The sequence below is a fragment of the Vallitalea sediminicola genome (assembly GCF_054408565.1).
The window spans coordinates 118,138-144,749 of record NZ_BTPT01000029.1 but is presented as its reverse complement, the minus strand read 5'-3'; the positions used below and the strand labels follow the sequence as shown (position 1 = coordinate 144,749).

The following is a 26,612-nucleotide window of genomic DNA, read 5'->3' as shown; positions in this document are numbered from 1 at the left end:
AAAAAATGCTAGTAAATAGATATGCTATGTAGGTTTTGAGATATAAGTAAAGTCCTTAACATATTTTTTTGGAGATAATCCAACGATTTTCTTGAATTTTTTATAGAAGTTGGAATAGTCATTAAAACCAACTAAATAACAAGCATCTGTAACTGGAACACCTTCTAATAGAAGGTGTTTTGCTTTTTCTATTCGTTTCAGATTAATATAATCAATAATCGTAATTCCCATATGTTTTTTGAATAGGTGACATAAATAATATTTATTGATAAAAAATTTGTTGGATAATAGATCTAGATTGATGACAGTATCTAAATGGTCATTAATGTACTCTAGTGTAGCTAAAATCTTGGGGTCAGATTTTATAGTATTTTTTTCTTTTTTTGATTCGAATATTATAGTGTTCAATTTTATAATAAGTTGTAAAAGCAGTGTTTTAATCATTATATCACCAGAAGGTTTATTACAATATTTATCTATTTCCATAAAGTAATAAATTAAGTTATTCTCTAGTGTATCAGAAGATCTTATAACATTAGTGTGACCGGACATTCGTGATTCATAGGTTTCTACAGGGTTATTTTCAGGTATATTAAAAAAAGATAGATATTCAGATCTGAACTGGATTATTTTTCGTTCATAAGTATCTCTGATTCTTAATACAGGTCTGTGAAATTCTTTGTTATTAGTAATTATAATATCATATTTATTTAATTCATATGTTTTTCCATCTACATAATAATTAATATTATCGCTGATGCATAGGAAAATTTCATTGACATCATGGTTATGAATAGGAATAGTAAAAGTACCTAAAGAGATTGAGTGAAAATAGCAGAAATCTCTTTCTTGTTTATATTGAGCATAATCACTCACAATAAAACCTTCTTTCTTATATTTGCCATTTATTAATATCAGGATAGAAAATTATTACTGTGTCTATATCATAGTTTTATTATATAGCAATATATGCAATATATAAAGCAAAAACTTCATAGATTTTTATACTATGATTATAATACAATAACTTTATATTATAAGAATCAAATACCTTTGAAGGGAAGAAAAATATGGAAGTGGATAAACTAGGTGTTGCCATTGTAGGATGTGGTACCATATTTGAAAATCATATACAACCTATCATTAACAATGATAAAGCAAAATTATTATATCTAGTTGATATTGTGGAGGAAAAAGCAAAAAGTTTAGCCAGTAAGTATAAATGTGATTATAGTACTAATATCGATGATATCCTATACGATGATAGTATTGATGTGATTCATATACTGACACCTCATTATTTGCATTACGAGATGGCTAAAAAAGCTATATTAGCTTCTAAGCATGTTGTTCTTGAAAAGCCTGCTGCTATTAGGGTGGAAGATGTTCAAGATCTGAAACAACTTTCATTAAAGATGAACAAACAGATAGCTGTAGTTTTTCAAAATAGATATAATCCATCATTGGTAGAAACAAAAGCAATTATAGATTCTAATAGATTAGGTTCAGTTATTGGTATGAAAGCTTTTATTACCTGGAAAAGAGACGAGGAATATTATAAGCAGGATGTATGGAGAGGGAGATGGGAAACCGAAGGAGGAGGGTTGTTGATTAATCAAGCTATTCATACTCTTGATTTAATGAGATGGTTTGGAGGTAGGATAGATAGAATAAAAGGACATGTGGATACGAGATTACTTAGTGACGCAATAGAAGTAGAAGATACTGCAGAAGCAACACTAAAATTTGAAAATGGAGCAATAGGTCTTTTCTATGGGAGTAATAATTATGTGGATGATTCGTCTGTCGAGATGGAGATAGTATGTGAAAAAGGTAAGCTGTCATTAAGAGATGGTACCTTATGGTTACAAAATAATGAAAACATGGAAAAAATAGTAGCTGATAATAAAATTAAGGGGTACAAAAGTTATTGGGGTAATGGTCATAAGGTATTCATTGATGAAGTGTATAAGGATTTAGTTGAGAATAAACCAGTTGAAATAGATATAGATGAAGGTCTGAAAACATTAGAGATAGTACAAGGTATTTATTCATCTAGTAAACATAACGATTATTATAAAATGAAATATTAAAACAATATATGCAATGTAATCAATATCTAATTATAGAGGAGGATTTATAATGAGTAAATTTATTTTATCAGCATTTTCTGATGAGGCAGCTATGGATTTATCTACACAACTTGATGTTTTGCAAAAGCATGGTATCAAATATATGGAGATGCGAGGTGTTAATGATAAAAATATTGCTGATTTAACACTAGAAGAAGCTATAGAGATAAAAAAAGAGTTGGATGAAAAAGGAGTCAAGGTTTCTGCTATAGGATCTCCTATAGGTAAAATAGGGATTACAGATCCTTTTGAACCACATTTGGATGAGTTCAAACACGTATTAGAACTATCTAAGATTCTTGATACAAAATATATTAGGATGTTTAGTTTCTTCATTCCAGAAGGGGAAGATCCAGATGATTATAGAGAAGAGACTATAAGGCGTTGGAAAGAATTTTTGAAAAATGCTAAAGATTATGATGTCATTTTACTTCATGAAAATGAGAAAGATATTTATGGGGATATCCCTCGTAGATGTAATGAACTAATCAAAGCACTTAAGTGTCCTCAGTTCAAATTGATATATGATTTTGCTAATTTTGTGCAATGTGATGTTAAGAATTATCCTGATGGATTCAATCTTTTAAAAGATGAAGTCATTTATTTCCATATAAAAGATGCTCTTTATAAAAATCACAAAGTAGTACCAGCAGGTTATGGAGATGGAAAATTAGAAGAAATTTTAAGAGAAGCAAAAGAAGCTGGATATGAAGGATTCTTATCATTAGAGCCACACTTAGGTAATTTTAAAGGTTTTGCAGAACTTGAAAACGGTCAGGTTAATGAAGAATTAGAAGATAGCGGTCCAGTAAAATTTGCAGTGGCAGTTGAAGCATTAAAAGATTTATTAGAGAAATTATAAAACAGGAGGATGACAAGAATGGAGCAAGTACGTATTGGTGTTATAGGTTTTGGGAATATGGGTTCTAACCATGCTAAGTCTTTGTACGAAGGTAAAGTCAAAGATGGAAAATTAGTTGCAGTCTGTGATATAAATGAAGAAAAGCTAAAGAAAAGCAAAGAATTATATGGGGATATTATGTGTTTTGACAATCATCATGATATGTTAAAAGATAGTAATATTGATGCAGTTATAGTTGCAACACCTCATTATGACCATCCATCTATTGCAATTGATTCATTAAAAGCTAATAAACATGTAGTGATAGAAAAACCAGCAGGGGTATATACGAAAGCTGTACGTGAGATGAATGAAGTAGGTAACAATACAGATAAAGTATTCGCTATTATGTATAATCAAAGAACCGATCCTTATTATAGTAAGATTAAAGAACTCATTGATGATGGTGAATTAGGTGAAATAAGAAGAGTCAACTGGATAATTACTGATTGGTACAGACCACAAAGCTATTATAACTCAGGTGGATGGAGAGCCACTTGGGCTGGTGAAGGAGGAGGAGTGCTTCTTAACCAAGACCCTCATCAACTTGATATATGGCAATGGATTTGCGGTATGCCTACAAGAATTAGAGCATTTTGTCATTTTGGTAAGATGCATGATATTGAAGTTGAAGATGATGTCACAGCATATGCTGAATATGCTAATGGTGCAACAGGAGTATTTGTTACATCTACAAGCGATGCACCAGGTACTAACCGTCTAGAAATAAGCGGGGACCAAGGTAAAATAGTTGTAGAAGATGGTAAAATCACATTTTGGAGATTAAGGGTATCAGAAAGAGAATTCAACTCAACATTTACTGGAGGATTCGGTAACCCTGAATGCTGGAAGTGTGAGATAAATGTAACACCTAATCCACTACAACAGCATGTAGCAATTCTAACTAACTTCGTTGATGCAATATTAAATGGTAAAGAATTGATAGCACCAGCAGTTGAAGGAATTAGAGGACTCACAATATCTAACGCTATGCATCTATCTGCATGGACGGATGATTGGGTGAACCTACCTATTGATGAAGATCTCTATTACAGCAAACTACAAGAAAAGATTAAGAATTCAACAATAGTCAAAGAAACTAAGAATGTTACACTTGATGTTGATGGAACTTTTTAAAAATATAATAAATGTAAGGAAGGTATAAATTATGAAAATAGCAGCGCAACTTTTTACAGTACATGATTATTTAGGAACAAAAGAAGATATGAATATGACTTTCAAGAAAGTTAAAGAAATGGGTTATGACTATATTCAATTATCAGGAGCAGGATACATAGATGATGAAAAAGCCGAGTATGTAAAAGGATTATTAGAAAAATATGAACTAACAATGTGTGTTACTCACATGAGTTTTGACCAATTAGATAACGAATTAGAAGCATTAATCAAATATCATAAAACATGGGGATGTGATTATATTGGAATAGGTTCTATGCCAAAACAATTTTCTCGTGATGAAAAAGGCTATGGAAGTTTTGTAGAATGGGCTAATAATATAGGAGATATAGTATCACAACAAGGATTAACCTTCGTATACCATAACCACAGCTTTGAATTCGAAAAATACAACGGTAAAACAGGCTTAGAAATCCTAGCAGAAGGATTCAACAACCATGTTCAACTACTATTAGACACTTACTGGGTTCAAGCAGGTGGTGCCAACCCAGCATCATACATCACAAAATTAGCAGATAAGATTGACATCATACATCTAAAAGACTATGGTATCAAAAATTACGAGCCATACTTCGCAGAAATAGGTTCTGGAAATATTGATTGGGAAAGTGTCATCAAAGCATGTAACGAAGCAGGAGTAAAATATGCAGCAGTTGAAAGAGACAAAGGAGAAATAGAACCTTTTGAAAGTTTAGCAATAAGCAGAAGATATCTCAAAGAAGTTCACGGATTATAGAGATTTTCTGACCGACATGCAACATTTTAACTTTGCCTAACTATTCAAGTTAGTATATAATATACTAAAATAATTGATTACAATTAATATATATAATACTGTAATATGGTGGGCAAAGGAGGACATAATGAAACTAATATCTTGGAATGTTAATGGCATTAGAGCTTGCGTCAAAAAAGGTTTCTTGGATTTTTTTAATGATGTAGATGCAGATGTTATGTGTTTACAAGAAACTAAGATATCTGAAGGGCAAATTGAGTTGGATTTAGAAGGATATCATCAATATTTTAATTATGCAGAGAAAAAGGGCTATTCAGGAACAGCAATATTCTCTAAGATGGAAGCTATATCTATTAAAAATGGAATAGGTATAGAAGAACATGACCAAGAAGGACGAGTCATAACGGTAGAATACGATGATTTTTACTTAGTTAATGTTTACACACCTAATTCTAAAAGAGGGCTTCTTAGACTTGATTATAGAATGCAGTGGGAAGATGCTTTCAAAGCTTATGTTAATGAGCTTGATAAGATTAAACCTGTTGTCATCTGTGGTGATCTGAATGTAGCCCATAAAGAAATTGATATAAAGAATGCAAAATCAAATCAAAAAAATGCTGGATTCACTATAGAAGAGAGAACTAAGTTTACTAATCTACTTGATTCTGGTTTTATAGATTCATATAGGTATTTTTATCCTGACAAGGAAGATGCTTATAGCTGGTGGTCTTATATGTTTAGCGCAAGACAAAATAATGTAGGATGGCGTTTGGATTATTTTACTGTTTCTAGAAAATTAGAAGAAAAGTTAATTGGTGCAGATATCTTATCAGATATATTAGGTTCTGACCATTGTCCTGTTCAATTAGAACTAGATATTGAAGTTAATGAATCTATCAATATTGATTCTATTTGTGGTAATGAAGAACAATTAGAATTGGATATATAAAAAAATATCATCCAAATAATTTAAGTGATAAATAATATAGGTAAATATATTTAATATAATTATTCATTTATTAAGATAGTTATACTAATATATTTACCTTGTTTTTGTTGGAGTTATATAATATATTTTGATAGTTATATAGAAGTTAATCAAGATTATTTTTGATTTTTTGAACTTAATTTTGCATATCAGGTATTTTGATAGTATTTTTTTTCAACTTAGAATCCTGATTGTTTTTAATTAAAGTACAACCATGACCCATTGGACATATTTGACACCAGCTTCTCGGCTTGAAGATAATACCAATAGCTATACCAACTACAAATGACATTAACATGAATCTATAAAATACTTTAGCTATGACTGCAAAATGAAATCCATGATGAACAATAGCATAAGTAAGAACAATACTAAAAACAGAAAGCATTATTGACAAGATAATATTTTTGGCTTTATTAGTCCTTAACCATTTGGGAAGTGTGTGACCTAGGGATATTTTTTTAAGGAATTTTCCTAGAAAAGAACCTCTAGGACAGTATTTTGAACAATGAATTTTTCCTCTACCTCTTATAGCATGATATATAGGGGCACCCATGCAAACAATACCTAATATTCCAAATCTAATATCAATTATTCCTAGTATAAAAAAACTTATTATTATTATATAACTCCATCCCTGATGACTTTTAGCATTCTTTTTTTTCATTTTCTATTTCTCCTTTTTAATTATATCTATATATTATTATATTCAAATATATAGATATGTCAACAACTAATATATAATCTTTAAAAAAATATATAATAACATGAATTAAAACATATTATCTAATTATTCAATAAGTATATTCGATTAAGTAATAATTGACTATTATATATCCTGTGTAGAAGTTGAATATATTGTAAAAATATGCTAAAATAATAATAACTATAATGAATTATGCCTAATCATAATAGTATATTATGACTAGGTTAGGGGCGATTATATGGGTAGTAAATTAAAGTCTAACTTAGATTTTAAAATTATTATAAGAAGTTTTATAATAATTTTTATTGTATTTAGTATATCTTCTGTATTTGTTTATCAGCAAACTACTAAGAAATTTCGTAATAATACAACGAAACAAATATGTCTTGAATCCCAACTAGTAAATAAAGATATCACCAATATATTTGAAAATAATAAAATAATAGCAAACATCATTGAAGCAAATGAAGATGTCAATAAATATCTCTCAGAAGTAAAAAATAGAAAAGATGTGACAACAAATAGTCTATATCCAAAAGTTATAAATACTTTTAAGAATATAATTGAATTGAATGATGATATTTATAATATTTGGGTAGCTAATGAGCAAGCTAATTTTTATATATGTGCTGATAAGAATATAGATATCAAAGATTATGATATCTATAAAAGACCTTGGAGAGAACTAGCGGCTAGTTCAGATAAAGCTATATTAACAGATCCGTATTTAGAATATGGTACTTCTAGACAAGTCATGTCTATTGTGAAGGCGTTAAGAGAAGACAATAGAATAATTGGTTATGTAGGTATTGATATTAGATTAGACAATATCTATATTATTATGGAAAATTATATCGTAGGAAAAAAAGGGATGAATTTCTTAATAAATAGAGATAAAGAATTTATCTATTCTCATGTAGGAAATGATAAAGAAGATATAATTTTTAAGAATAAACTGATAGAGAATATTGAGATACTTGATAAGGATTGTAAAGAATATAAAAAAATCAATTACAAAAATAACACATTTTTTATTTATTATAAGGAGATCAATTTGAATGGATGGGGGATAATACAATTAATCCCTGAAAATGATATAGACCAAGATATAAAGGATTTCTTGAAAATTATGTTGATAATATTTGGTATTGCGGCTATATCATTATTAATAATAATTATTATTGAAGGAATAAGTTATAAATTACGTGAAAACAGATTGAAGATTCAAGCTAGAACGGATTCTTTGACTGGGTCAAATAATAGAAGTTACTTCATGGAACTTGCAAAGCATGAATTTTACTTGGCAAAAAAAGAAGAGCGTAAGTTTAATCTGCTAATGATAGATATTGATTATTTCAAAAGTGTAAATGATAATTATGGACATCATATAGGCGATCTTGTACTAGAGAATATGGCACGTTTAAGTGTTAAATCCTTAGGTAATAACGCCATATTTGGACGAGTTGGAGGCGAAGAATTTGCAGCCATAATAATGGATATAGATGAAAAAAAAGCTTTTATTGCAGCTGAGGACCTTAGAGGTAAGATCTCCAATATGGATATTACAACTGACAAAGGCAATATCAGTATTAATGTAAGTATAGGATTAACCAGCATGAAAAGAAGTGATATTCAGTTGATAGAAATTCTAAAAAGAGCTGATGAAGCAATGTATGAAGCTAAGAAAAGTGGTAGGAACAAAGTGAAGATTAAATAAAATATTAACAAGATTAAGGATAGTCTTTTGCTTATTTACTATATTTTTTGATAACGTTGAAAATATTGTAAAATTATGCTAAAATAATATTAATTATAACGAAATATGTCTAATCATGATATTTTTAGGTTTGAGGCGGTTATATATGTAATAAATTAAAGTCTAGATTAGATTTAATAATTATTCTAAGAAGTATTAAAAATATAGCAATAAATGATAATATATGTTTTGGTATACAAAGAATAATACGAAATGGAGTGACATTATGGTATGGGAACATGGGGTTACAAAGGAATTGTCGGATAGAATTGTTAAAATGCTTTATGAAGTTACAGGTAACCTAGTAATTGTTATAGGAAATGGTGGCGAAATTTTATCAGCTGTTCAAAAAGAGAGGATAGGTACAATTCATGGAGGGGGGAGACGCATGATGCTAGGAGAGATGGATGAAGTAGCAATTACCCCTGAAATTGCAGAAAATATGCAGGGAGCAAAACCAGGATATAATGGTGTTGTGAAGATTGACGGAAAGAGAATTGCATGTATAGGTATTGGAGGAGATCCAGAACAAGTAAAACCATTACAAAAGATGGCAACTATTATTTTAAAAGAAGAAATACAAAGATATGAAGATAATAAAACAAAAGAACGATTTGTAGAAAAAGTTGCAGAAGAAATACAGGATATATCTGCAGCAATTGAACAGGTGACAGCGGGGGCAGAACAGATCTCAGAGCAGACCAAACAAGTAGAGAGTATTACCCAACATACAGAAGGTCAGATTCAAGATGTAAATAAAATGGTAGGATTGATTAGTGGAATTAGTAGCCAAACCAACTTATTAGGATTAAATGCAGCCATTGAGGCGGCAAGGGCAGGAGAACTAGGAAGAGGATTTGAAGTGGTTGCTCAGGAAATTCGTAAGCTTTCTATGAATTCTGCAGATTCGTTAAAAGATATCACAAATGTGCTGGATATAATGAAAGGCTCATTGGTAAAAATTATAGAAGGGGTACATAAAAGTACAATTACAACGGATGAGCAAACAAAAGCAATGCAACAAATAGCAGAAAGCATTAATAACTTACAACTGGAAACAGAAAGTTTTATTCGATAAGCAAACTAAAGGGACTGTCCTAAAATGGTAATTTTGAGACAGTTCTTTTAGTTGAAATGATGTAGCTTCATTTTTATATCGACATGAATATATTTTGTATGATACAATAATCTAATATAGTAAATACTAACAATATGAAAGGTGATGTTAGATGGTAAGTATTAAAGACGTGGCTAAAAAAGCAAATGTATCAATATCATCTGTATCTAATGCGTTAAATGGTAGAGCAAATGTAAGTGAAAAAACTAGAAAACGAATTATTGATATAGCAAATGAAATGAACTATTATCCTAATACAATGGCTAGAAATCTCAAAGTGAAAAGAACCAAAACAGTTGCTCTATGTTTTAGTCAATTTGATAGAAATTTCTATTTCCAGATTATAAAAGGAATAAATGATTGTGTTGTGCACAATGGTTATGATTTAATTATATGTGCTCATCATTCAATAGAAAAATTTTTGAGAAATGGTTTTATTGATGGTGCTATGGTATTGGATAAAAATGTTACGGATGAATTGATATCATCAACAGTTAGTGAAGAACTTCCCATTGTGTTGCTAGATAGAGAGCTTGAAGGAGAATATATATATTCTGTAGTAGTAGATAATTATTTAGCTATGAAAGATTTAGTTAATGGATTAATTAAAAAAGGATATACTAACTATTCTTTTGTGGGAGGAGTCGAACATACTCAAGATAATATTGAGCGTTTTGAAGGGTTGAAAGATACACTTGAAAACAGCAATATGGAATTCTCACCAAAAAATTATTATCATGGTGATTTTACTGAAAAAAGTGGTTATCAAGCGGCGAAACTCATGATTATTAGTAATGCAATACCAGAAGTAGTAATTTGTGCAAATGACAATATGGCTATAGGTGTTATAAAAGCGTTTAAAGAATCTGGTCTGAAAATTCCAGAAGATGTAAGTGTAGTAGGTTTTGATGATATTGAATTAGCAAGTTACCTTGAACCCCAATTAACCACAATCTCAACTCCAAAATATGAATGGGGGATGTATGCTGCTAATATATTATTTCAGGTTCTAGAAGAAGAAAAAACAAATATTAAGCCTAATAAAATAAAGGCAAACATAAAATGGAGGTATACAAGTAGGTAGGAGATAAAAAAATTTACCCCTCTAATAAAACGTTTTACAAAATGGAATTATAACAAAACAGTAATGACTAACATTAAAGAAAATATTACAAAAAATGTTATTTAATATTAGTTTTATTATCAAATATAAACAATAAAATAATTGACAACTATAATAATCCGTGGTATTATTTTGTTGTTATTAATAAAACGTTTTATAAAGGAGGAAGAAATATTGAAGAAAATTAGATTGCTATTAGTATTGGTGTTAGTATTATCCACAATAGTTGTAGGGTGTAAATCATCAGAAAGTACAACTTCAAAAAAAGAAGAAGTTACTATTACATTGTTCCAATCTAAAGTTGAGATTACAGAGCAATTAGAAAAATTAGCAAAAGAATATAGTGATATGACAGATGGGGTAAAATTAGAAGTATGGGGAGCACCAGGTGGAGGTTACCATACTCAACTACAAGCTAAACTAATTAATGGACAAGGTCCGACTATTATGTCAGCTATTGGTAAAGATGCAGAAGTGATAAGTGATTATTTGTATGATTTATCAAATGAAGATTTTGTACAATACATAGCACCAGATACAGCTCTTATGGATGGTGAAAAGATTATAGGAGTTCCATATGGAGTAGAAGGATATGGATTTGTTTATAATAAAGATTTAATTAAACCTGATGAAATAACTGACCTGACTTCTTTTGAATCAAAAATGAAAGAAGTAAAAGATTCAGGGGTTATGCCAATAAGTTTATCAAGTGAATCATATTTCTTGATAGGTCATATTTTAAATATACCTTTTGCACTTCAAGAAGACCCATTAGCATTTGTTGATGAATTGAACAATAAAACAAAGACTATGAGTGGTGATCCATTATTTGAAGAATGGGCTAAGTTCATGGAAGTAATTAAAAAAGAAGGTACTAAACCTTTAGAGATAAAATATGATGTTCAAACAGGTGATTTTGCTACAGGTAAAACAGCTATGATTCATCAAGGTAATTGGAGTTATGGTATGTTCGAAGATTATGATGTGAATTTTGACATGAGTATACTCCCAATGCCTGTAAATGGAAATGATAAAATCAGTGTTGGTATACCTAATGCATGGGCTATTAATGCAAGCGCTTCAGAAGAAGAAAGAAAAGCTGCCATTGATTTCTTTAATTGGTTGTTCACAAGCGATAGAGGTCAAGAGTACATCATAGATGAATTCGGGTTCATTCCAGCAATGACAAATATGAAAACAGAATCATTAGATCCATTAGGTAAAGCAATTGCAGAATATACAGCTGATGGAAATACATTACCATGGGTATTCAAGAGCTGGCCATCTGGAATAGTGAAAAATGATTTCTTGTCAGTAGCTCAAAAATTCTTTGCAGATGAGAATATGAGTGGTTCAGAACTATTAGTAGAATTAGACAAAGCATGGGCTAATGCAACAAAATAGTCAAGAATAAAAAAGATAAAATAAATTTTGGTTGAGAGAACTATAAATATAGTTTTTTCAACCATTATGATATGCATTAAAATTACAAGGAGGTAGCTATGAAGAAAAAGAATAGAAATAAGGTTTGGTTTGCTATTTTTACTTTTCCAACTATATTTATTTTTGTTACAGTTGTAATTATACCATTTCTAATGGGTATATATTATTCATTTTTCCAATGGGATGGAATACCAGTACATCCTAAAAAATTTATTGGATTAGGTAATTACTTGAAAATGTTTTCAGATACACGATATGTTGATTCAATATTTTTAACTATAAAATATACTGTTATCGCAGCAGTATTGATCAATATTTTAGGATTGGCTTTTGCATTATTGGTTACTACAAAATTAAAAATCAGAAATGGTCTTAGAACCATGTTTTTTGTACCAAACCTTATTGGTGGTCTTATTCTTGGATTTATCTGGCAATTCATTTTTATGAAAGTATTTGTCGGATTAGGTGAATCAACAGGATTGAACGGTATTTTTTTCAATTGGATTTTAGATGAAAAATTTGCTTTATTAGCTATAGCTGTTGTAAGTACATGGCAAATGGCAGGCTATATAATGATTATCTACATAACTGGAATACAAAGTATACCGGGAGAACTATTAGAAGCAGCAAAAGTTGATGGTGCAGGGTATTTCAGTAGATTAAAAAATATAATGTTTCCATTAATAGCACCATCATTTACAATTAGTCTTTTTCTAAGTTTATCAAATTCGTTTAAAATATATGATGTCAACCTATCTTTAACCGAAGGGGGACCATATAATTCAACTGAAATGTTCGCTATGAACGTATATAACGAAATTTTTGGTTATAGGAATTTTGGATATGGACAGTCAAAAGCTATAATGTTCTTCTTGTTTGTGGCTTTAATTACATTGATTCAAGTATACTTTAATAAAAAAAGAGAGGTTGAGATGTAATGGATAACAAATTATTTAAAAAAACAAGAAAAATAGTAATAGAATTATTAGCACTACTTATTGGTATAGTTTATTTGCTACCTATATATGTTATTGTGGTTAATTCATTTAAGAATCGTGCCCAGATGTATGACAATGTATTATCATTACCTAAAAAACTGGATTTCCAATTTTATAAAATAGCTATAGAAAAAATGAACTTTTCTAATGCTTTCATAAACTCTACAATTATAGCAGCAATAAGTATAGTATTAATTGTAATTCTATCATCCATGACAGCTTGGATGTTGGTTAGGACTAAGCATGTAATAAGCAAGATTGTATTTTTCATGTTTATAGCAACTATGCTGATTCCATTTCAATCAATTATGATGCCTCTAATGCAGGTTATGGGATCAATATCAAGAAGTACAATTTTCCCAATGATCAATACAAGGTTTGGACTTGTTTACATGTATATAGGATTTGGAGCCAGTATGGCAGTATTTCTTTTCCATGGGTTTGTTAAGGGAATTCCAGTATCGCTTGAGGAAGCTGCTACAATTGATGGCTGTAATAAATGGAAGATATTCTGGAAGATAGTATTTCCCATATTAAAACCGACTACTGTAACTGTTATAATATTGGATTTAAGATGGATATGGAATGATTTTTTACTACCTTCATTAGCATTATCAAGTAAGTCACTTAGAACTATTCCACTATCAACATTCTATTTCTTTGGAGAGTTCACTATTGAATGGAATTTAGCTATAGCAGGATTAGTAATGACTGTAATACCTGTAGTTGTATTCTATATATTTGCGCAAAAGTATATTATACAGGGTGTAACGGCTGGAGCTGTAAAATAGTAGATATAAAATATGTTTCAAATAATTAAAGCTGGTAAGATGATAGGATGTGGACATAACATGAATGATATAAATTTATGGGGATATACTGAAAAAAAATTCGATATAGATAATTATCCTGTGAATGAAACTTTATTTGCACTTGGAAATGGATATATAGGAACTAGAGGCAGTTTTGAAGAAAAATCTGATTTTGGTGGATATGATGGAACGTTCATAAATGGTTTTTATGATTATTATGATTTATCCTACGGGGAAAAATATTCAGGATATCCAAATAGAAGTCATGCAATGTTGAATGTAACAAATGGAAAAAGAATTGAGATATATATTGATGATGAGAGATTTGATCTAGAAGAGGGGACTGTTGAAGATTATGTCAGAGAAATGGACTTCAAGAAGGGTGTTCTTTTCAGGAAAGTAAGATGGAAATCAGAAAAGGGAAAAGAAATTCTATATGAAAGTGAAAGATTAGTGAGTTTTTATGAAAAACATCTTATGATGATAAATGTAAAAATAACCCCTTTGAATTTTGATGGTAATATTAGAGTTGTTTCATATCTTGAAGGAGATGTGAAAAATATTACAAAAGAGAATGACCCTAGAATAGGAGTAGAATTCAAAGGTGATGAACTTAAGGTTTTAGAATGTAAAATAGATAATGATAGAGGAGAAATCATTTCAGAGACTAAATCCTCTAATTTAGGACTAATATGTTTGATGGCAAATAAAATCAAGTATGAAAACCAATATGACTCATATTATGAACAACATGATAAGAGTATAAGTCATGTGTTCAATATTAAGGCTAAGAAAAACAAGGTAATAGATATTGAAAAACATGTGGTGTATAAATCCTATGAGAATAAATTGAAGGATACTATTTATTCTGATGTAACTAGTATATTAGAAGAAGCTTGTAATAAAAGTTATAGTTTTTATAAAAGTAGACAAATGGAATTCATAGAAGACTTCTGGTTCAATACTGATATTCTTATAGATGGGGACGATGCTACACAACAAGGTATCAGATTCAATATGTTTCATTTACTTCAATCTGTTGGTAGAGATTCATTAACTAATATTTCTGCAAAAGGATTGACTGGAGAAGGGTATGAAGGACATTATTTCTGGGATACAGAGATATACATACTTCCTTTCTTTTTATATACTAATCCTGATATCGCAAAAAAATTAGTGGATTATAGATATAATTTATTGGATTCAGCAAGAAAACGTGCAAAAGAAATGCAATATAAGAATGGAGCATTATACCCTTGGAGAACAATAAACGGTGAAGAGTGTTCAGCTTATTTTCCGGCAGGAACAGCTCAATATCATATAAATGGTGATATAGCTTATACAGTATGCAAATATGTTGAAGCTACGAAAGATGAAAAATTCATGGTTGAAAAAGGAGCTGAAATGCTTATAGAAACCGCAAGATTATGGCTTGAAATAGGTCATTTCAATAGCAAAGGGGAATTTCATATTTGTTGTGTAACAGGACCAGATGAATATACAGCTATAGTAAATAATAATGTATATACTAACCTGATGGCAGCAAATAATTTACATAATGCATATAAGGCAGCTATGTTACTGCAAAGAAAATATCCATTACAATATAAGAAACTAGTAGATAAAATCAATATTGAAGAATCAGAAATTGATAATTTTGAAGTGGCTGCTAATGAAATGTATGTACCATATGATGAACATAGAAAATTATATCCTCAGGATGATAGCTTTTTTGATAAACCCATGTGGGATTTTAAAGATAGTGTTGACAAACATCCATTACTGATTCACTATCATCCTTTAAATATATATAGGGCACAGGTTTGTAAACAAGCAGATCTAATACTTGCAGAATTTCTACTTAGCAATTATTTTGATAAGGAGCAGAAAAAGAGAGATTATGATTATTATGAAAAGATAACTACTCATGATTCTTCTTTATCAACATGTATATTCAGCATTATGGGTAATGAATTAGGTTATTACGATAAAGCGTATAAATATTTTATCCAATCTGTAAGAACAGATATTGATAATATGCATAATAATACCTCCTCAGGTATTCACACAGCTAACATGGCAGGGGCTTGGATGTCATTAATATATGGTTTCGCAGGTATGAGAGTAGAAGATGGTGTACTAAAATTTTCACCTCATCTACCAAAACAGTGGAATAGTTATAAATTCAGGGTTTCTTTTCAAGGAAGGATAATAGAAGGTTGTGTTGATAAAGATAAGAGTGAATTTAAAATACTTCACGGAGAACCTATAATGATATATAATGAAGGAAAATCAATTAAGGTGGTATAGGATTGATATCTTAATTGTTAGTCATTGATAAGGAGACATGCATATGCAAGATTTAACGTTTTATGGAACCAGCGCTGCAGAAGGGATACCAAGTTCTTTCTGTGATTGCTATTTATGTAGAAATGCCAGAGAAAAAGGCGGTAAAGAAGTTAGAAAACGTTCTATGTTTAGAATAAATGAGGAAATAACATTAGATTTAGGTGCAGATTCTTTTGTCCAAGCCATAATGTATGGTGATTTTATTAATCTAGAACATGTTTTGGTAACTCATACACACGAAGATCATTTTGCTTATATGATGATGAATGTAAGAAATATGGCTACTCATAGAATTGATAGACCATTAAATTATTATTTAACTGATAAGGCTTATGATATAGTAGAGTTTTATAGGAAAAGTAAACCCATATTAAAAGGCTGTGTCAATGAATTGATAGAGAAAAATATCATAGCTTTTCATAAGTTGGAATTCGGGTATACATATAATATAAGTAATATTGAGGTTACGCCCTTAAAAGGTAACCATCATGGAAATATGCAGGAGAACTGTGCTAATTATATTGTGAAATTACCTAATGGCAAAATATTGTTTTATGGACTTGATACAGGTTATTATTTAGATGAAACATTTGAAGCCCTGAAGGAATATCATATTGATTATTATATAAGTGAATGTACTTTTGGTACAGCAAAAAACAGGGGATTAAAACCTGATGGACATTTGGACGTTGAAAGTTGCAAATTAGTTTTCAAGAAGCTATTAGGGCAACATACTATTGATGAAGATACTAAGATATATCTGACACACATTAATCATTGTCACTTGTCTACTCATGAAGATTTAGTAGAAATATTTAATAATACTGATCTACCCTGTGAAATTTATGTTGCATACGATGGTATGTCAATAGAAGAATAATTTTAAGTATAATAAAAAAGAGGTGGTAATATGCGTACTATTACGATTTTAATGGATTCCCTAAATAGAAGATATCTTAGTGCATATGGAAATGAATGGGTCAAGACACCTAATATTGATAGATTAGTAGAAAAGTCAGTTAAGTTCAATAATCATTTTGCAGGCTCACTTCCATGTATGCCAGCAAGAAGAGAATTATGGACAGGAAGATATAACTTTTTGGAAACACCCTGGAGCCCTTTACAACCTTATGATATCTGTTTTACTCATCAGTTGCAAAAGCAAAAAGGTACTTATACTCATCTTATTTCGGATCATTATCATTATTGGGAAGTTAATGGAACTGGATATGAACTTGTTTTTGACACTTGGGAGTTTGTTAGAGGTCAAGAAGGGGATCCTTGGCGACCAATGGTAGTAAAACCAAATACTCCTGAGATACCTGATGGAATAGGTCGTTTAAGTACCTATGGAAAATTGTATACTCAAGATTGGGTTAATCGAAGCTTCATGGATTCGGAGAAAGATACTGATTATCCAACGGTAAAATGTTTTGAAAAGGCGATTGAATTCTTGGATATTAATCATGATGCTGATAATTGGCATTTGCATCTTGAAGTATTTGATCCTCATGAACCTTTCCATTGTCCTGAAGAATATGTTAAGTTATATGGTGATACATGGGATAAATTTTATTATGATTGGCCTAATTATGCTCCTGTGGATGAAGAAAAAGAAGGAAAAGAAGCTATTGACCATATTAGAAAGCGTTATGCCGCATGTGTAACTAGAGCTGATAGATGGTTAGGTAAACTTTTAGATGCAATGGATAAAAATAATATGTGGGAAGATACAGCCATAGTATTAACAACAGATCATGGATATATGCTCGGCGAGCATAATTATTGGGCTAAGAATTACATGTTTGATTATGAACAAATTGCAAAAATACCATTAATTATTTATCATCCAAAAGTATCTGATACTCCAAAAGTTATAAATAGCTTAACTGCTACAATTGATATTCCATTAACAATTCTCGAAATGCATGAAGTTGCACCTATGGAAAATGTACATGGAAAATCATTGATGCACTTACTAGAAGAAGATTCACAACATCATGAATGGCTATTATATGGGTATTTTGGTAAAGATGTTAGCATAACAAATGGGGAGATAACATATACAAGGCAGCCACTGGATGATTCTATTGTACATAATCATACAGCAATGCCCTTTGATTATCAATGTTCACCAGATAAATACCATAATGCCGAAATGGGTAAATTCTTGACTTATACAAATATGCCAGTATATAGATTAGAAGAAAAATCTTTTAAGCATCATAATGCACCCAACCATAATTTAATATATAATATTAAAAAAGACCCTAATCAGTTATCTCCAATAGAAGATAGGAAACTGGAAGATAAATTGACTAAGCAAATGGTACAAATGTTAGACGAGGTTGATGCACCAGAATGTCAATATGTACGATTAGGGTTAAATCATTAAGATATAGAAGAGTATAGATATTAGACAGAAAGTGAGATCGGAAAATTGTTTAAATATGATTTGCATATACATACAAGTGAGACGAGTTCTTGTGCTAAAGTTTCAGCTACAGATATGATAAAAATATATAAAAATGAAGGATATCAGGGAGTTGTTATTACTGACCACTTCAAGAAATTCTTCTTCAAGAATAGTAAAGGTAATACCTGGGAAGAAAAAGTTGATGATTTCTTAAAAGGCTATAGAGCTGCAAAAGAAGAAGGTAAGAAACAATCAATGGACGTACTCTTAGGTATGGAATTAGCTTTTATGGAATATGATGAACCAGGAAATGATTATTTGATTTATGGTATCACAGAAAAAATACTAAAAGAAATGCCTAACCTTTTAGAAATAGGAATAGAGGGACTTAGTGAGTTTTGTCGTGAAAAAGGATTACTGTTATATCAAGCCCATCCCCTAAGGAAAAATTGTAGATTGGTTGATGTTAATCTTTTGGATGGAGTGGAAGTACATAATGGTAATCCAAGACATGACTCCCATAATGATGAGATACAAAAGATTGCTGAAGTAAGTAATCTAAAAATGACATCAGGTTCTGATTATCATGAATTGGGTGATGAAAGTAATGGAGGGATTATTACTCCAAAACGTATTAGGACAAATGAAGACTTGATAGAAGTGTTAAAGAATAGTGAATATTATTTATATAGAGGAAAAAATAAATAGATAGGTAAGAAAAGTGTTTTGTTTCTATGTAAGTTTCATAAAATAGTTATAAAACACTTTTTGTTCTGTATTTATAGTGATTTGACAATATAAATGCAGTGTGATAAACTTCTGATAGGTCTATTGTAATAGATTTGATTAGGAGGCAGTAATAATGAATGAGCAATATAAATTATTTGATGCGGAATACAAATTCATGTTAATAATATGGGAGAATGAGCCTATTAATTCAACACAATTAGTTAAACTCTGCAATGAAGAGCTTGGTTGGAAAAAATCAACCACTTATACGGTACTAAAAAAATTACAGAACCGTGATATATTGAAAAATGAAAAGGCAAGTGTAACTTCATTAGTTAAATTTAATGAAGTAAGAAAATATGAAAGTGAACAGCTTTTGGATAAAGCATTCAATAGTTCTTTACCCAAGTTTTTAGCAACCTTTCTTAATGATAAAAAGATTACAGATGACGAAGCAGAAGAATTAAAGCGTATCATTGATGAGAGTAGGAGTTAAATAAATATGGGAACTATCAAAGATATTTTTCTGTTTGTCCTGAATATGAGTTTAACAGCAACCCTTGTTGCTGTTATTATTATATCTATCAGGCTATTGATGTTAAAGCGATTGCCAAAGTTCTATATATGTATTTTGTGGTGGATTTTATTATTTAGGTTAGTAAGTCCTGTGTCAATAACGAATAGCTTTAGTTTAATGAATATAGCTAGAACAGTAGTGCAAGAAGATATATCTACGAGATATTTACATGATAATATTTCAACAATGCCATTAACTAAAATGGTACTTAACTCAGATACTATCAATGATTCAACTACTTCATTTGACCAGATTATCAATACTGTAGATAATGACTGCAGCTTTAGTATAATACTTATAGCGAGTATTGTTTGGTTACTAGGTATAATCATTTTGATTTTGTACAATATTATTTCTTATATAAAAACATTAGCTCATATTCGTACAGCAACTATTTGCAGAGTGCCAATGATAAATGAAATAAAGAGAGTTTTGAAGATAAAAAAAGATATAAAAATATATGAAACCGATATGATTGATAGTCCTTTTGTATGTGGTTTTCTAACGCCAAGAATATATATACCGACAAGGATTAATAAAAGTCAATTACCATATATTTTGACACATGAATGTGTACATATAAAACGAAGAGACTATATAACAAAACCTTTTTCATATCTATTACTTATTTTACACTGGTTCAATCCGATAGTATGGATATCTATAAAATTTTTCAATCAAGATATTGAGATGGCATGTGATGAAAAGGTTATTAGCATATTAGGTGAGAATATCATAAAAGAATATTCGCATACATTGCTTTCATTTAGCATCAAAAAAAAGGTGGCTTTTTTTGGTTTATATCCATCTTTTGGTAAGAATCATCTAGCAGTGAGAATCAATCATATATTAAAATTCAGAAAGAAATCCATATATGAGAAATTCTTAATAGCAATTCTTATAGCTGGAATAGGTTTTTGTCTTATATCAAATCCATCCACAAGCCAAGCAAAAAAGATTACACAAGGCTGGTATGGTAATAATATTAAATGGAATAATATCTATGAAGATTTTTTGCATAATAATTCAAAAATAGAACCATTAGAATTAAAAGAACCTAGATATAATAATCCGGTAAGTATGAATGTTATATCAAAAGATTATGATATAGATAATCATGAAGGTATTGATATATTAGCCGATGAAGATGAAATAATAACAGCCGTAGAAAGTGGACGAATTTCATTTGTAGGTGAGGAAGGGAATCATAAATGCTTGATTAAGATTTATCATGGTAACGGTTATGAAACTTGGTATGGAAATTGTCAATATGTGAAAGTCAAAGAAACTCAAGAAATTGTTAAGGGGGAACCACTTGCAGTAATTGGTACTGAAGGAACAGGTCCACACTTACATTTTTCTGTTTTGTATAGGGGGAAATTCCTTGATCCCAAGGAATATATGGATGTTGAATTAATTTACAATGATTTATAATATGTGAACAAATTGAAAAAGGTTATTTCATTAGAATCTATAATGAGATACCCTTTTTTAATGGGATAAAATTGAAAGAAATTGAACGTGTTTTGTATAAGAAAAATATCTGTTTTATAGGTGCAGTGGCATAGAAAATAAAAAAGATAGTCTATCATAACAATAAAGTTTTAAAAGGTAAATACTATAATTTGTTGACATTGCACAATAATTTGTGATATAATGACGTTAATTAATGATAAATATATATACTTAATATATTGATTAGATAAAGTTAAGGGTGAATAATGAATCAAACAATACGGTTAAAGATGCAAAAATTTTAATAAAAGAGGTGAAGAAAGGATGAAGAATGAATTTTATTATAAGAAGTATAAAGAGAATGAAATTAGAATAATTGAATTAGGTTATAATGATAGTAACAAAGATGAAAATCTGCTGATAAAATTAGCACCCATGAATGGTAATAATTTATTTTGTTTTAAAATAGGAGAACATGAAATTATTCATTATGATCCTAAATTTGAGTTGACATCATATTATACTGGTAATCCAATATTATATCCTTTACCTAATCGTGTACGTAATTGTAGGTATGAATTTAATGGGGAAAAATATTGGCAAATGAAAAATGGTATTCCAATTTTTATGCATTCATTAGTATATGATGAAGTGTGGGAGTATAATGAACCAGTTATTGAAGAGGATAGAGTTAGTATAGAGACATTCATAAAGATAGATGAAGAACATCCTATTTACGAAGGATTTCCATTTATACATACTATAATTTTAAAATACATACTAACAAAGGATAAGTTATTATTTTCATATACTGTAATCAATAGAGATTCAAAAGAATTACCATTCGGAATTTCTTTTCATACATTTTTAAATAAGTTATCAGGGGATGATGATTCGTTGTTGATAGTCCCAGCAAAATATATGATGGAATTAACTGATGATTTATTACCTACTGGTAAATTGATTGAAGTGAATCAGGAAAAGTTTGATTTAACAAAACCGGTTCCAGTTTCAAAACTTGATTTAGACAATTGTTTTACTGGGATGAACAATGAAGAAAAGGTCATGATTGATTATTCCACAATAGGTTTAAAACTATTTATGGATGCTACTGAAGATTTTACTCATATGCAAATATTTACACCACAAGGTAAACCATTCTTTTGTGTTGAAAAGCAAACTTGCTCTACGGATGCTCATAATTTACATGCAAAAGGATATGAAGATGAAGCGCATTTAATTATTGTTCCAGTTAATGATGATTATAGTGGAGTTGTAGAATTTTCATATAAATATTATAAATAATAAAACTGGGAAAAAATAAAAAAATAAAGTTGGTGAATTATGCAATTTAAAACAGGTAACATTGAATTGATAAGAAAAATAAATAAATCTACAATTTTAAAAATAATTAGAGAAAAAGGACCGATTTCAAGAGCTGATATTGCTCGCATATCTAAACTAAATCCTACTACAGTATCAAATAATGTTCAAATATTGTTAAACAGCAGAATTATAAAAGAAGTAGGTAATGGTGAATCTTCTGGAGGTAGAAGACCTATGCTCTTAGAATTAGATGGGAATTCTTATTATTGTATAGGTATTCATATGAAGAAGAATGAGATTATAGCTGCTATAGTTAATCTTGATGGAACAATTAAGTACCAAACGTGTTCTACATTAAAAGAAGAAAAAAATAAGGAATATGTGTTAGAAGTTTTAAAGTTATGTATAAATAAAGTGATTATAGAATCAAAGCTGAGCAAGGAAGTTTTTTTAGGTATTGGAATAGGAGTTCATGGTATTGTTGACGCGAAATCAGGAATTTCAATATATGCACCTAAGTATAATTGGAGAAATGTAAATCTTAAAGAAATTGTTGAAAATGAATTTGAAATACCTGTATTTATCAATAATGATGTTAATACGATGGCATTGGGTGAAAAATGGTTTGGTGCTGCTAAAAAAGCTGATAACTTTATTGTTATTCATATTGGAAATGGGATAGGTTCAGCAATAGTAATAGATAAAAAACTATATTCAGGTATTAATAATGCTGCTGGTGAAATTGGACATATAAATATATTGAATAATGGACCAAAATGTGTCTGTGGGAATTACGGATGTCTTGATGCGGTTGCATCTGGTGAAGCATTAGTTAAATATGTAATTTCACAAATACAAATGGGAGTAACAACGAATATTACACAATTAGTTAATGATGATTTATCTAAAATTAATGAAAAAATAATTTGTGAGGCTGCAAAAATGAGAGATGAATTAGCTTTAGATACTTTGGAACAATGTGGAAAATATTTAGGTATTGCAATTTCTAATGTGGTGAACTTATTAAATCCTAATATGATAATTATTAGTGGTACTATTTCATTTGCAGGTGATTATATTTTTAATAGTTTAATTGAAGTAGTTAAGAAAAAATCTATGAAAGAATGTTTGAAAGATGTAACTATCATAGGTGCTTTATTAAAGGAAGAGGGTGGTGTTATAGGTGCTTCTACATTAGTATTACAAACTATTTTTGGAACACATTGATTAAATTATATTAATTATTCATATGTTAATAAAAATCTACAATAAAATGATAAATTGGAGTGATTTGAATGAATAATAGGATAGTATTAATAGGTGCTGGAAGTGCAATGTTTGGTTTGGGTGCGCTAGGTGATATTTTTAAAAGTAAAGCACTAGAGGGAAGTACAGTTGTCTTATATGATATAAATGCTGAAGCATTGGGCAAAGTTGAAAGTATTGCAAGAGAATTTTTACTAGAGAATAATTTGCCCTATTCAATAATAGCAACTACATCTCGTAAAGAAGCTTTAACTGGTGCAAATTTCTGCGTTATTTCTATTGAAGTTGGAAATCGTTATGAATTATGGGAACAAGATTGGCAAATTCCTTTGCAATTCGGTATCAAACAAGTTTATGGCGAAAATGGTGGTCCTGGGGGATTATTCCATTCTCTTCGAATTGTACCACCAATTCTTGATATCTGTGATGATATTAACAAAATATGTCCAGATAGTTATGTTATAAATTTAAGTAACCCTATGAGTACTATATGTTTAGCAATAAGTAGAAAATATCCAAACTTAAAGCTTGTTGGATTATGTCATGAAGTAGGTTCATTAGTTGAACATTTACCAAATATATTAAATACACCTTTTTCAAATCTTTCAATAAAAGCAGGAGGATTAAATCATTTTAGTATATTGGTAGAAGCGAAATATAAAAATACAGGAAAAGATGCGTATCCAGAAATTCGTGAAAAGGCACCTACATATTTTGAGAAAACATCAGAGAGAAGTTTGTTTCTAAAAATATTAAAGTATTTTGGATATCTTCCAATAACAACAGATAGTCATTTTAGCGAGTATATTCATTGGGCACAAGAAGTTTCTGATCATAAAGGGGTTTTGGATTTTTATAATAACTATAGAAAAGAATGTATGGAACAGCTTAATTCAATGGAAAGAATTGAACAAGGCACAGATGAAGCTGAATATTGGAGAGTGATTCCAATAATTGAGGGAATATTAACTGATTCTGGCCATGAAGAACTTGCTGTCAACATTCCCAATAATGGTTTGATTCCAAATCTTCCAGATGATTTAGTTGTAGAAGTTCCTGCATTAATTGATAAAGATGGTATTCATGGTATATCACTTGAATCAATGCCAAAAGGTTTTAGAGGTTTATTGAGTAATCGGATTGGTATTCTTGATTTATCAGTTGAAGCAATCCTTAGTGGTTCAAAGGAAAAAGTTATGCAAGCATTATTGGTTGATCCTACAGTTAATAGTTTAGAAGCTTCTAAGAAGTTGCTTGATACTATGTTGATATACCAAGAAAAATATATAGGATATATAAAATAAATTATTATATGAAACATAGTAAATTAAAGATTGTAATGCTTATTTATAATAAATAGCTTAAACAATACTAAAAATTACAGGAGGGTTTTATATGAAAAAATTATTGTCTCTAATATTAGGAATGGTATTAATTGGAAGTTTAATGGTAGGATGTAGTGGCAAAAAAACAAATGAAGATAATTCTAGTAAAGAAGTGCCAAAAACAGGAGATTCGGCTAAAGTTGAAGAAGAGATGCCGTTAGTAGGTGTTACTATTTACAAATTTGATGATAACTTTATGTCATTTGTAAGAAGGGCTATAGAAACTAATGCAAAAGATAAAGTGAAATTAATTCTAAATGATTCGCAAAATGATCAAGCTAAACAAAATGAACAAGTTGAAATGATGATTTCAAAAGGTGTTGATTCTTTAGCAATTAACTTAGTAGATCCACAGGCTGCTTCAACAATAATTGAAAAAGCTAAAAGTGAAGATATTCCTTTAGTGTTTTTTAATAAAGAACCTAGCAAAGAAGATATGGCTAGTTATGATAAATGCTGGTTTGTAGGAACTGACACACCAGCTGCAGCTATTATTCAAGGTGAATTAATTGTTAAGTCGTGGAATGAACATCCAGAATGGGATAAAAATGGTGATGGAGTAATTCAATATGTAATGTTAAAAGGAGAACCAGGGCATCCAGATGCTGAAGCACGTACAACTTATTCGGTAAAAACTGTTGAAGATAATGGTATTGAGATTGAGGAATTAGAAATCCAAACAGGAATGTGGGATACAGTGAAAGCAAAAGATATTGTTGATGCATGGTATGCAAAACATGGTGATGCCATTGAATTTGTAATTTGTAATAATGATGCTATGGCTTTAGGTGCAATTGCCTCATTAAAAGCTGAAGGATATTTCACTGGAGATAAAGTTATGCCAATTGTTGGAGTAGATGCTATTCCAGATGCAATAGTACAAATTGAAGAAGGAACTATGGTTGGTTCAGTACTTAATGATGCTAAAAACCAAGGTTATGCTGCAGTTGATTTGGCAGCTAATGTTGCTCTAGGAAAAGATCCGATAGATGGAACTAATTGGAATCTAGATGATACTAAGGCTGTTCGTGTACCTTATGTTGCAATTACAAATGAAAATATTAAGGTTGCAAAAGATTGTTATGGAAAATAAACTAATTTGTAAATTCTAATGAATTAAATGCCAAAGGTGCATAGAAAACATCTTTGGCATTATTACTATAATAATATTCATAAGAGATTAGAAATAGCTAAGAAAAG

Annotated in this window: 23 protein-coding genes; 21 read left to right on the top strand and 2 right to left on the bottom strand. The window is 30.0% G+C overall.

Translation table 11 applies throughout. The annotated features are described in order from the left end of the window. Positions 1–24: 24 nt before the first annotated feature. Positions 25–876, bottom strand: a complete 852-nt coding sequence (locus tag ACX6CF_RS13755) for an AraC family transcriptional regulator (RefSeq protein WP_458785916.1) — start codon at positions 874–876, stop codon at positions 25–27. A gap of 194 nt (positions 877–1,070) precedes the next feature. On the opposite strand from ACX6CF_RS13755, the gene ACX6CF_RS13750 reads away from it, so the two are divergent. From ACX6CF_RS13750 to ACX6CF_RS13730, 5 genes are all read left to right on the top strand, one after another. Then, positions 1,071–2,093, top strand: a complete 1,023-nt coding sequence (locus ACX6CF_RS13750) for a Gfo/Idh/MocA family protein (protein ID WP_458785915.1) — start codon at positions 1,071–1,073, stop codon at positions 2,091–2,093. Between the two features lie 49 nt (positions 2,094–2,142). Next, on the top strand, positions 2,143–2,994 hold the full coding sequence (locus ACX6CF_RS13745) for a sugar phosphate isomerase/epimerase family protein (RefSeq protein WP_458785914.1): 852 nt from the start codon (positions 2,143–2,145) through the stop codon (positions 2,992–2,994). Between the two features lie 18 nt (positions 2,995–3,012). After that, entirely contained in the window at positions 3,013–4,170 is a 1,158-nt protein-coding gene (locus ACX6CF_RS13740; protein ID WP_458785913.1) for a Gfo/Idh/MocA family protein, read from the top strand. Positions 4,171–4,201: 31 nt separating this feature from the next. Further along, on the top strand, positions 4,202–4,966 hold the full coding sequence (locus ACX6CF_RS13735; protein WP_458785912.1) for a sugar phosphate isomerase/epimerase family protein: 765 nt from the start codon (positions 4,202–4,204) through the stop codon (positions 4,964–4,966). Between the two features lie 127 nt (positions 4,967–5,093). After that, positions 5,094–5,915, top strand: coding sequence for an exodeoxyribonuclease III (locus ACX6CF_RS13730; protein ID WP_458785911.1), 822 nt, complete (start codon positions 5,094–5,096; stop codon positions 5,913–5,915). A 175-nt stretch (positions 5,916–6,090) separates the two neighbouring features. Here the strand turns inward: ACX6CF_RS13730 and ACX6CF_RS13725 are convergent, their stop codons facing one another. Beyond that, positions 6,091–6,621 carry a hypothetical protein gene (locus ACX6CF_RS13725; protein ID WP_458785910.1) on the bottom strand — a complete coding sequence of 177 codons (531 nt, stop codon included), beginning with the start codon at positions 6,619–6,621 and terminating at the stop codon, positions 6,091–6,093. Between the two features lie 277 nt (positions 6,622–6,898). Between ACX6CF_RS13725 and ACX6CF_RS13720 the strand changes: the two genes are divergently transcribed. The 16 genes from ACX6CF_RS13720 to mglB all read left to right on the top strand — a co-directional run bounded on the left by ACX6CF_RS13720 (position 6,899) and on the right by mglB (position 26,505). Further along, positions 6,899–8,377, top strand: coding sequence for a sensor domain-containing diguanylate cyclase (locus ACX6CF_RS13720; protein WP_458785909.1), 1,479 nt, complete (start codon positions 6,899–6,901; stop codon positions 8,375–8,377). 265 nt (positions 8,378–8,642) lie between these two features. Continuing rightward, a complete protein-coding gene (locus ACX6CF_RS13715) occupies positions 8,643–9,494 on the top strand; it encodes a methyl-accepting chemotaxis protein (RefSeq protein WP_458785908.1) in 852 nt (283 codons plus the stop codon). 151 nt (positions 9,495–9,645) lie between these two features. Then, entirely contained in the window at positions 9,646–10,617 is a 972-nt protein-coding gene (locus ACX6CF_RS13710; RefSeq protein ID WP_458785907.1) for a LacI family DNA-binding transcriptional regulator, read from the top strand. A gap of 213 nt (positions 10,618–10,830) precedes the next feature. Continuing rightward, positions 10,831–12,060, top strand: a complete 1,230-nt coding sequence (locus ACX6CF_RS13705; protein ID WP_458785906.1) for an ABC transporter substrate-binding protein — start codon at positions 10,831–10,833, stop codon at positions 12,058–12,060. A gap of 98 nt (positions 12,061–12,158) precedes the next feature. Beyond that, a complete protein-coding gene (locus tag ACX6CF_RS13700; protein WP_458785905.1) occupies positions 12,159–13,037 on the top strand; it encodes a carbohydrate ABC transporter permease in 879 nt (292 codons plus the stop codon). Beyond that, positions 13,037–13,888, top strand: coding sequence for a carbohydrate ABC transporter permease (locus ACX6CF_RS13695; protein ID WP_458785904.1), 852 nt, complete (start codon positions 13,037–13,039; stop codon positions 13,886–13,888). The genes ACX6CF_RS13700 and ACX6CF_RS13695 overlap by 1 nt, the downstream gene beginning before the upstream one ends. Positions 13,889–13,900: 12 nt before the next feature. Further along, complete coding sequence (locus ACX6CF_RS13690; protein WP_458785903.1) at positions 13,901–16,219, top strand: glycoside hydrolase family 65 protein; 2,319 nt, start codon at positions 13,901–13,903, stop codon at positions 16,217–16,219. A gap of 43 nt (positions 16,220–16,262) precedes the next feature. Beyond that, the gene (locus ACX6CF_RS13685; protein WP_458785902.1) at positions 16,263–17,138 is read left to right on the top strand and encodes an MBL fold metallo-hydrolase; all 876 of its coding nucleotides are present in this window, start codon (positions 16,263–16,265) and stop codon (positions 17,136–17,138) included. Positions 17,139–17,168: 30 nt separating this feature from the next. After that, positions 17,169–18,653: a sulfatase-like hydrolase/transferase gene (locus ACX6CF_RS13680; protein WP_458785901.1), complete on the top strand. Its 1,485-nt coding sequence runs from the start codon at positions 17,169–17,171 to the stop codon at positions 18,651–18,653. 45 nt (positions 18,654–18,698) lie between these two features. Then, a complete protein-coding gene (locus ACX6CF_RS13675; protein ID WP_458785900.1) occupies positions 18,699–19,382 on the top strand; it encodes a PHP domain-containing protein in 684 nt (227 codons plus the stop codon). A 154-nt stretch (positions 19,383–19,536) separates the two neighbouring features. After that, positions 19,537–19,899 (top strand): BlaI/MecI/CopY family transcriptional regulator, encoded by a 363-nt coding sequence (locus ACX6CF_RS13670; protein WP_458785899.1) that lies wholly within the window; start codon positions 19,537–19,539, stop codon positions 19,897–19,899. A gap of 6 nt (positions 19,900–19,905) precedes the next feature. After that, positions 19,906–21,414, top strand: coding sequence for a M56 family metallopeptidase (locus ACX6CF_RS13665; RefSeq protein WP_458785898.1), 1,509 nt, complete (start codon positions 19,906–19,908; stop codon positions 21,412–21,414). A gap of 345 nt (positions 21,415–21,759) precedes the next feature. Then, positions 21,760–22,740, top strand: coding sequence for an aldose epimerase family protein (locus tag ACX6CF_RS13660; RefSeq protein ID WP_458785897.1), 981 nt, complete (start codon positions 21,760–21,762; stop codon positions 22,738–22,740). Positions 22,741–22,779: 39 nt separating this feature from the next. Continuing rightward, complete coding sequence (locus tag ACX6CF_RS13655) at positions 22,780–23,988, top strand: ROK family protein (RefSeq protein ID WP_458785896.1); 1,209 nt, start codon at positions 22,780–22,782, stop codon at positions 23,986–23,988. A 68-nt stretch (positions 23,989–24,056) separates the two neighbouring features. Beyond that, positions 24,057–25,331 carry a family 4 glycosyl hydrolase gene (locus ACX6CF_RS13650; RefSeq protein ID WP_458785895.1) on the top strand — a complete coding sequence of 425 codons (1,275 nt, stop codon included), beginning with the start codon at positions 24,057–24,059 and terminating at the stop codon, positions 25,329–25,331. Positions 25,332–25,422: 91 nt separating this feature from the next. Then, on the top strand, positions 25,423–26,505 hold the full coding sequence (gene mglB / locus ACX6CF_RS13645; protein ID WP_458785894.1) for a galactose/glucose ABC transporter substrate-binding protein MglB: 1,083 nt from the start codon (positions 25,423–25,425) through the stop codon (positions 26,503–26,505). Positions 26,506–26,612: the final 107 nt, after the last annotated feature.

Bases quoted from the DNA above. Each gene is read 5' to 3' on its own strand.
- ACX6CF_RS13750 (WP_458785915.1), top strand. From the start codon at position 1,071: ATGGAAGTGGATAAACTAGGTGTTGCCATTGTAGGATGTGGTACCATA.
- ACX6CF_RS13745 (WP_458785914.1), top strand. From the start codon at position 2,143: ATGAGTAAATTTATTTTATCAGCATTTTCTGATGAGGCAGCTATGGAT.
- ACX6CF_RS13740 (WP_458785913.1), top strand. From the start codon at position 3,013: ATGGAGCAAGTACGTATTGGTGTTATAGGTTTTGGGAATATGGGTTCT.
- ACX6CF_RS13735 (WP_458785912.1), top strand. From the start codon at position 4,202: ATGAAAATAGCAGCGCAACTTTTTACAGTACATGATTATTTAGGAACA.
- ACX6CF_RS13730 (WP_458785911.1), top strand. From the start codon at position 5,094: ATGAAACTAATATCTTGGAATGTTAATGGCATTAGAGCTTGCGTCAAA.
- ACX6CF_RS13725 (WP_458785910.1), bottom strand. From the start codon at position 6,621: ATGAAAAAAAAGAATGCTAAAAGTCATCAGGGATGGAGTTATATAATA.
- ACX6CF_RS13720 (WP_458785909.1), top strand. From the start codon at position 6,899: ATGGGTAGTAAATTAAAGTCTAACTTAGATTTTAAAATTATTATAAGA.
- ACX6CF_RS13715 (WP_458785908.1), top strand. From the start codon at position 8,643: ATGGTATGGGAACATGGGGTTACAAAGGAATTGTCGGATAGAATTGTT.
- ACX6CF_RS13710 (WP_458785907.1), top strand. From the start codon at position 9,646: ATGGTAAGTATTAAAGACGTGGCTAAAAAAGCAAATGTATCAATATCA.
- ACX6CF_RS13700 (WP_458785905.1), top strand. From the start codon at position 12,159: ATGAAGAAAAAGAATAGAAATAAGGTTTGGTTTGCTATTTTTACTTTT.
- ACX6CF_RS13695 (WP_458785904.1), top strand. From the start codon at position 13,037: ATGGATAACAAATTATTTAAAAAAACAAGAAAAATAGTAATAGAATTA.
- ACX6CF_RS13690 (WP_458785903.1), top strand. From the start codon at position 13,901: ATGTTTCAAATAATTAAAGCTGGTAAGATGATAGGATGTGGACATAAC.
- ACX6CF_RS13685 (WP_458785902.1), top strand. From the start codon at position 16,263: ATGCAAGATTTAACGTTTTATGGAACCAGCGCTGCAGAAGGGATACCA.
- ACX6CF_RS13680 (WP_458785901.1), top strand. From the start codon at position 17,169: ATGCGTACTATTACGATTTTAATGGATTCCCTAAATAGAAGATATCTT.
- ACX6CF_RS13670 (WP_458785899.1), top strand. From the start codon at position 19,537: ATGAATGAGCAATATAAATTATTTGATGCGGAATACAAATTCATGTTA.
- ACX6CF_RS13665 (WP_458785898.1), top strand. From the start codon at position 19,906: ATGGGAACTATCAAAGATATTTTTCTGTTTGTCCTGAATATGAGTTTA.
- ACX6CF_RS13660 (WP_458785897.1), top strand. From the start codon at position 21,760: ATGAAGAATGAATTTTATTATAAGAAGTATAAAGAGAATGAAATTAGA.
- ACX6CF_RS13655 (WP_458785896.1), top strand. From the start codon at position 22,780: ATGCAATTTAAAACAGGTAACATTGAATTGATAAGAAAAATAAATAAA.
- ACX6CF_RS13650 (WP_458785895.1), top strand. From the start codon at position 24,057: ATGAATAATAGGATAGTATTAATAGGTGCTGGAAGTGCAATGTTTGGT.
- mglB (WP_458785894.1), top strand. From the start codon at position 25,423: ATGAAAAAATTATTGTCTCTAATATTAGGAATGGTATTAATTGGAAGT.